At 75.1% G+C, this 7275-nt stretch carries 7 protein-coding genes; 5 read left to right on the top strand and 2 right to left on the bottom strand.

Features of this window, described 5'->3' with window-relative positions; genetic code table 11:
- A partial coding sequence (locus tag GV126_RS32975) for a TerD family protein (RefSeq protein ID WP_438947888.1) occupies positions 1–672 on the top strand: 672 nt, incomplete at its 5' end.
- 78 nt (positions 673–750) lie between these two features.
- Here the strand turns inward: GV126_RS32975 and GV126_RS32980 are convergent.
- A complete protein-coding gene (locus GV126_RS32980; protein WP_159674718.1) occupies positions 751–1932 on the bottom strand; it encodes a glycosyltransferase in 1182 nt (393 codons plus the stop codon).
- An 84-nt stretch (positions 1933–2016) separates the two neighbouring features.
- On the opposite strand from GV126_RS32980, the gene GV126_RS32985 reads away from it, so the two are divergent.
- Together GV126_RS32985 and GV126_RS32990 are read left to right on the top strand one after the other, a co-directional pair.
- The gene (locus tag GV126_RS32985) at positions 2017–2802 is read left to right on the top strand and encodes a glutamate racemase (protein WP_185946899.1); all 786 of its coding nucleotides are present in this window, start codon (positions 2017–2019) and stop codon (positions 2800–2802) included.
- Between the two features lie 77 nt (positions 2803–2879).
- The gene (locus tag GV126_RS32990) at positions 2880–3422 is read left to right on the top strand and encodes a hypothetical protein (RefSeq protein WP_159674720.1); all 543 of its coding nucleotides are present in this window, start codon (positions 2880–2882) and stop codon (positions 3420–3422) included.
- 110 nt (positions 3423–3532) lie between these two features.
- Here GV126_RS32990 and GV126_RS32995 read toward each other — a convergent pair whose 3' ends face one another.
- Positions 3533–4516 carry an O-antigen ligase family protein gene (locus GV126_RS32995; RefSeq protein WP_328707374.1) on the bottom strand — a complete coding sequence of 328 codons (984 nt, stop codon included), beginning with the start codon at positions 4514–4516 and terminating at the stop codon, positions 3533–3535.
- Positions 4517–5012: 496 nt separating this feature from the next.
- On the opposite strand from GV126_RS32995, the gene lnt reads away from it, so the two are divergent.
- Both lnt and GV126_RS33005 read left to right on the top strand, forming a co-directional pair.
- A complete protein-coding gene (gene lnt / locus GV126_RS33000; RefSeq protein WP_159674722.1) occupies positions 5013–6623 on the top strand; it encodes an apolipoprotein N-acyltransferase in 1611 nt (536 codons plus the stop codon).
- A gap of 67 nt (positions 6624–6690) precedes the next feature.
- Entirely contained in the window at positions 6691–7194 is a 504-nt protein-coding gene (locus GV126_RS33005; RefSeq protein ID WP_159674724.1) for an NUDIX hydrolase, read from the top strand.
- Positions 7195–7275: the final 81 nt, after the last annotated feature.

Genomic DNA, 7275 nt, shown 5'->3' on the forward strand with positions numbered 1-7275 from the left:
GCACACGCCCCCGCGCCCGCACACGCCCCCGCGGCCCGTCCCACGAAGGTCACGCTCACCAAGGCGGCACCCTCGGTGTCACTGGCCAAACAGGGCGGCACTTCCGGCGTCCTGCGCGTGAACCTCAACTGGCAGACGCGCGAACAGTTCTCCGGCTGGGGCGGCAAGCGCGGGCGGGCCGTCGCCCGGCACACGGGCCTCGACCTGGACCTGTGCGCCCTCTACGAACTCTCCGACGGACGCAAGGGAGTGGTGCAGGCCCTCGGCAACGCCTTCGGCGCGCTGCACCGGCCGCCGTACATCCATCTCGACGGCGACGACCGCACCGGCGCCGTGGCCACCGGCGAGAACCTCACCGTCAACCTCGACCACAAGGACGCCTTCCGGCGCATCCTCGTCTTCGTGACCATCTACGAAGGCGCCCGCTCCTTCGCCGATCTGCACGCCACGGTCACCCTCCGGCCCCAGCACGGCGCCCCCGTCGACTTCTCCCTCGACGAGTGCACGGTGCCCTCGACCGTGTGCGCCCTCGCCCTGATCACCAACTCCGGCGGCGACCTGGTCGTCCAGCGGGAGGCCCGCTACCTGGTGCCCGAGCGCGGGGTCAGCCCGCAGCGCACGATCGACCGCGCCTACGGCTGGGGCATGAACTGGACACCCGGCCGCAAGTGACGCGGCCGGCCCGCCACCCCCATGGGCCGGCCCGGCGCGAAGCGGCGCCGCAGGGGCCGGCCCCGCGGACCGTGCCGCTCAGCCCTCCTCCGGCACGGTGTCCGGGCGCGCGTACGTGCGGCCCTTCCAGGCCGCGCCCCGGCCCCGGTAGTGCTGCACGGCCGAATCCACCGTCATCAGCAGGTACAGCAGCGCCGTGAAGGGCAGCAGCGGCGCGAGCCACAGCGGCTGGCGGTAGTAGCGCAGCATCGGCAGGTACGTCGCCGTCATCACCAGCCAGGCCGCGCCACCGGTGACGGCCGCGGCCGGGCTGCCCGCCGCCCGGCCCGCCACGAGCGCCACCGGCGGCATCAGGTACACCAGCGCCAGCCCGGCGACCGTGCCGAGCAGCAGCAGCGGGTTGTGGCGCAGCTGCGCGTAGGCGCTGCGCGAGACCATCCGCCACAGGTCGTGCAGCCGCGGGTACGGGCGCACGCTGTCCACCCGCTCGGCCAGCCCCAGCCAGATGTGCCCGCCGCCGCGCTTGACGGCCCGCGCGAGGGCCACGTCGTCGATCACCGCGTGCCGGATCGCCTCCGGGATCCGCGCCCGCTCGGCGGTCTCGGCGCGCAGCAGGACACAGCCGCCCGCGGCCGCGGCCGTGCGTCCGCCCCGGCGGCCGATCCACCGGAACGGGTACAGCTGGGCGAAGAAGTACACGAACGCGGGCACGACCAGCCGCTCCCACAGGCTCTCCACCCGCAGCCGGGCCATCTGCGACACCATGTCGTAGCCGCCCGTGCGGGCCGCCGCCACCAGCCGGCGCAAGCTGTCCGGGGCGTGCGCGATGTCCGCGTCCGTCAGCAGCAGGTACTCGGGGGCACGCGCGCGTGCCAGGCCGATGCCGTGCCGTACGGCCCACAGCTTGCCGGTCCACCCGGCGGGCGGCTCGCCGGGGGAGTCCACCGTCAGCGGCAGTCCGCCGCAGCGCTGCGCCAGGTCCCGGGCCAGCTCCCCGGTGCCGTCCGAGCTGCCGTCGTCGATCAGGAAGACCTCCGCCCGCCCCGGATAGTCCTGCGCGAGCAGCGACGGAAGGCTCTCGCCCAGCACGGCGGCCTCGTCCCGCGCGGGCACCACGACGCACACGGCCGGCCAGTCCTCGGACGCCGGGTCACGGACGGGCGGCAGCCTGACGTCCGTCCGCCAGAAGAATCCCTGGCCGAGCAGCAGCCACAGCCAGGCGACGAGTGATGCCACGGCGATCCACACGATCATGCTCACCCCGGCAGTCTGCCGCACGGCCACCGCCCGCATCGAGGCGATCGTCCCGCGTCCCGTGTCGGGGCCATCGTCTATCGTTGGCCCGTGAAGATCGCGCTCATGGACTCCGGAATCGGCCTGCTGGCGGCCACCGCCGCGGTACGGCGCCTGCGCCCCGACGCGGATCTCGTCCTCTCCCTGGACCCGGCGGGCATGCCCTGGGGACCGCGTACCCCGCAGGACCTCACCGAGCGTGCCGTCGCCGTCGCCGAGGCCGCCGCCGCGTACGGGCCCGACGCCCTGATCGTGGGCTGCAACACCGCGACCGTGCACGCGCTGAGCACCCTGCGGGACCTGCTGGAACCGGGCCTTCCGGTGATCGGCACGGTGCCCGCGATCAAGCCGGCCGCGGCCGGCGGGGGCCCGGTCGCCATCTGGGCGACGCCGGCCACCACCGGCAGTGACTACCAGCAGGGACTCATCCGTGACTTCGCCGCCGGGGTGAAGGTCACCGAGGTGCCCTGCTGGGGACTCGCGGAGGCCGTCGAGCACGCCGACCAGGCGGCGATCGACGAGGCGATCACGGCCGCCGCCGCGCTGACCCCCGAGGAGGTGACCACCGTCGTCCTGGGCTGCACCCACTACGAACTGGTCGCCGAGCGCATCCGGGCCGCGGTGCAGCGCCCGCAGCGGCCGCCGCTGGTTCTGCACGGCTCGGCCGGCGCCGTCGCCGCCCAGGCGCTGCGCCGGATCGGTGCGCGGCCCGAGCCGCAGACGGCCACCGAGGGCACGGTGACGGTGCTGCTCAACGGCCGGGAGGGCGCCCTGCCCGCCGCTGCCCTGGCCTACGCGGAAGGCCGCCTGCTCCAGACGGTCAGCCCCGCCCGCTGACCGGTGGCCCGCGGTCCGGGACACACACCCTGCGCAACGCGCTGTCCGCGCCGCGAAACCTGAGTAACCTCATGGGCATGAGGGACGACTCCCGCAGCGAGAAGCGCCCGCAGCCCGAGGTGTGGACGGGACGCGCCACCAACCGCGTCCAGTGGCTGCTGGCCCTCGTGGGCGCCGCGTGCCTGGCGCTCGGCATCGAGCTGGCCGTCGACTCCGCCTGGAGTTCCGGCCTCGCGCCGCTGGTGATGTCCGTCGTGGGCTGCATCGCGGCCGGGCTGCTGGTGCTCTTCGGCACCCTCGCCTTCGTCCATGTGGCGGTGAAGGTCGACAAGGACTGCCTGGAGGTGCGCTGCGGCCACATCGGCCTGCCCCGCCGGCGCATCCCGCTGGACCACGTGGCGGGCGCCGAGTTCGCCCCGCACGTCACCCCGCGCCACTGGGGCGGCTGGGGCTACCGCTGGCGGCCCGAGAAGGGCACCGCCGTCGTCGTGCGGCGCGGCGAGGGCATCGTGCTGCGCCTGTGGGACGGTCACACTTTCACGATCACCATCGACAACGCCGAGTCGGCCGTCCACGTCATCAAGGACCGCCTGCGCCCGTCGGCATCCGGCCGGGCCTGAACGCCGGCGGCGGTCCGCCGGCCGGTCGCTCTCCGGCCGCCGGGACGCCCGTACCACCGTGCCCCCGTCATTCCGTCCCGGTCGTCCCGTCCGGGTCACCCCGTCCCCGGTCACGCCGTTCCCGTCACGCCGGTCTCGTCGGCCAGCGGACGGGCTGTCGCCGTCCCGGCCAGCAGGCCCGCACCCACCGACACCGCGGTGAAGCTCAGGGCGTCACCCAGCACGGCGACCGACGCGACCGCGGCCAGCGTGGCCCCAGCGGTGAGCACGACGGGCGTGGGCCGTGCGGAGCGCCACAGGGCGTGCCCCACCCAGGCACAGGCCGCCGCCTGGAGCACCACGCCCACCAGCCCCTGCTCGGCCGCCAGCTGGAACAGCGCCGAGTGCGGCTTGCCGTCGGGCTGCGGGGAGCGGGCGGCCGTCGGGCTGGACTCCCCGAAGCGGCCGGGTCCCACGCCCAGGACGGGGTGGTGGTGGGCGAGGCGCAGCGCGTCCCGCCACAGTCCGATACGGTGCCCGGTCGGCCAGTCGGCCAGGACACGGGCCGGTCCGTCGGGCAGGGCGTGCGCGGCGAGCGCCCAGCTCACCCCGGCCACCAGGACCGGCACCAGGGCGAGGCCCGCCAGACCGGCACCCCGGTGCCGCATGCGGCCGGCCGCGAGCGAGACGAGCAGTACCCCGGCGCAGCACACCACCGCGCTGTCCGAGCCCAGCACGGCCGCCGTCACCACGACCGCGACGGCCAGGACGCGCAGCCCGAGCCGCACGGCCGGGGCGGACGCCGCCCAGGCGGCGCAGCAGGCGGCCCCCTCGGCCAGGGCCAGCACCGCGGCGGTGGCGCCCACGTGCCCCAGGGGGGCGGCGAAGCGCGGTCCCGCGGTCAGTCCGGGCACGATCACCACGACCGCGGCCCCGGCCAGCGCCCCGGCGCAGGGCGCCGCCACCGGCAGCAGCGCACCCGCGATACGACCGGAGGCGTACCCGGCGGCCACGGCGAGCACCGCGAGCAGGACGCCTTCGGGGCGGCCCTCGCGCAGTGCCCCGGTGACCACCGCCCAGGCGGCGCAGGCCCCGAGCACCATCACGCCGACCACGTCGGAAACGTTTCGCCGCTCCGTGCCGACGTCCGCCTCCGGGTGCCCCCGTGTGACGTACGCCGTCGTCCCGGCCGCGTCGTGGCGGGCCTGCCTGCGCGCCTCCGCCCGCCCGCGCCCGGCGGCGCCTCGTCCCTCGCCGGCCCCTCGTCCTGTGCCGGGCTCTCTTCCCTCGCCCGGCTCTCTTTCGCGGGCTGCCGGTCTTCGCTCGGCCGTCCCTCTTCTTTCGTCGTCCGCGCCGTCGGCGGACGGCCTCTCGACGGACCGCACCCATCGCCCCCCGTGCCCGGTCGCCCCCGACCCGTGCGCACACAGCCCCGCAGGCGCGCCGTGCGCGGCGGCGAACGGGGCCCGGGCACACCGTAGCGGCTGATGCCCGGATTGTGGACGCCCTGTGCACGAACCGTGAAGCCGCCCGCGCCGGGGCGAGCGTCCCGGCGCCGGTCCCTGGTGGACCGCACGGCCGGCGCCCAGGTCACCGCCGTACACTCCCGGGGTGACCGTCACCGCACCATCCGTCGACGAGCCGGGCCGGCTGCGCCCGCGGCTGGCCCCCGCGTCCTGGGGCCCCAGGCTCGCCCGGCTCGTACCGGCCGCCGCCGCCGCGCTGTCCGGCGCGCTGCTCTACGTCAGCTTCCCGCCGCGCACGCTGTGGTGGCTGGCCCTGCCGGCCTTCGCCGTCCTCGGCCGGGTGCTGCGCGGCCGCCGCTGGAAGGCCGCGTTCGGCCTCGGGTACCTCTTCGGTCTGGGCTTCCTGCTGCCGCTGCTGGTGTGGACCAGTGTGGAGGTGGGGCCCTTCCCGTGGCTGGCGCTCGTCGCGGCGGAAGCGGTCTTGGTGGCCCTGGCCTGCGTGGGCATCGCGGCCGTCTCCCGTCTGCCCGCCTGGCCGGTGTGGGCGGCGGCCGTGTGGATCGCCGGCGAGGCGGTACGCGCGCGCGTGCCGTTCCACGGCTTCCCCTGGGGCAAGATCGCCTTCGGGCAGGCGGATGGTGTCTTCCTGCCGCTGGCGGCGGTGGGCGGGACCCCCGTCCTGGGGTTCGCGGTCGTGCTGTGCGGGTTCGGCCTGTACGAGGGCGTACGGCTCGCCCGGGAGGGACGGCGCACCCGCGCGCTACGCCGGCCGGCCGCCGCCGCGGCCCTGCTGAGCGTGGCCGTACCGGTGGCGGGCGCCCTGGCCGCGCGGGCCCTGGTCAGCGACAGGGCCGAGGACGGCACCGCCACGGTCGCGGTGATCCAGGGCAACGTGCCGCGGGCCGGCCTGGAGTTCAACGCCCAGCGGCGGGCCGTGCTGGACTGCCACGCGCGCGAGACGCAGCGGCTGGCGGCGGACGTGAAGGCGGGCAAGGTGCCCCGGCCCGACTTCGTGCTCTGGCCGGAGAACTCCTCCGACATCGACCCCTTCGCCTTCGCCGACGCCCGCATGGTCATCGACCAGGCCGCCAAGGCGATCGGCGTGCCGATCTCGGTCGGCGGCGTGGTGGAACGGGACGGCAGGCTGCTGAACGAGCAGATCCTGTGGGACCCGGTCAAGGGACCCGTGCAGACGTATGACAAACGGCAGATCCAGCCGTTCGGCGAGTACCTGCCGCTGCGCTCGCTGGTCGGTGCGATCAACAAGAGCTGGACGTCGATGGTGCGGGAGGACTTCAGCCGGGGCACCGAGCCGGGCGTGTTCACCATCGACGGCACCAAGGTCGGCCTGGCCACCTGCTACGAGGCCGCGTTCGACTGGGCCGTGCGCGACACGGTCACGCACGGCGCCCGGATGATCTCCGTACCGAGCAACAACGCGACCTTCGACCGCAGCGAGATGACCTACCAGCAGCTCGCCATGTCCCGCGTCCGCGCGGTCGAGCACAGCCGGACCGTCACCGTGCCGGTGACCAGCGGGGTCAGCGCGATCATCATGCCCGACGGGCACATCACGCAGAAGACCGGCATGTTCGTCCCCGCCTACCTGGTGCAGAAGGTGCCGCTGCGCTCCTCCACGACGCCCGCCACCGAGCTGGGCGTGCTGCCGGAACTCGCCCTCGTGCTCCTCGCCGCCGGCGGCCTGGGCCGGGCGATCGGAGCGGGCGTGCGCGGGCGGCGCGCCACGGCCGGGTAACCGTACGCCGTCCGAACGCCCCCGCGTGCTCCCCGAGGCGCGGGTGCGGGCCGGTTAGGGTCGCTCCATGGCCACTCCAGACTTCATCCGCGCGATCCGGGCGTCCGCCGGCAACCAGCTGCTCTGGCTCCCCGGAGTCACCGCCATCGTCTTCGACGACGAGGGGCGGGTCCTGCTGGGCCGCCGCTCCGACACGGGCAAGTGGTCGGTGGTCGGGGGCATCCCGGAGCCGGGCGAGCAGCCGGCCGCCTGCGCCGTGCGCGAGGTGTACGAGGAGACCGCCGTGCACTGCGTCGCCGAACGGGTCGTGCTCGTGCAGGCGCTGGACCCGGTGACCTACCCCAACGGCGACGTCTGCCAGTACATGGACATCACCGTGCGCTGCCGTGCGGTGGGCGGAGAGGCCCGGGTCAACGACGACGAGTCGCTGGAGGTGGGCTGGTTCGCGGTCGACGCGCTGCCGGACCTGCACGAGTTCGGCCTGTTCCGGATCAAGCAGGCCCTGTCGGACGCCCCCACATGGTTCGACACCACACCTCCGACGGGGTTCGACACCACACCATTTGACTGAAGTATGGGCTGCGCCCACATGTGGTGGGGCGGGGACGGTGCCTAGGGTCGCTCCATGACCTCGTCCAGCCCCCACCCCGCC

This window comes from Streptomyces mexicanus, from assembly GCF_902506575.1.
GTDB classification, from domain to species: domain Bacteria; phylum Actinomycetota; class Actinomycetes; order Streptomycetales; family Streptomycetaceae; genus Streptomyces; species Streptomyces mexicanus.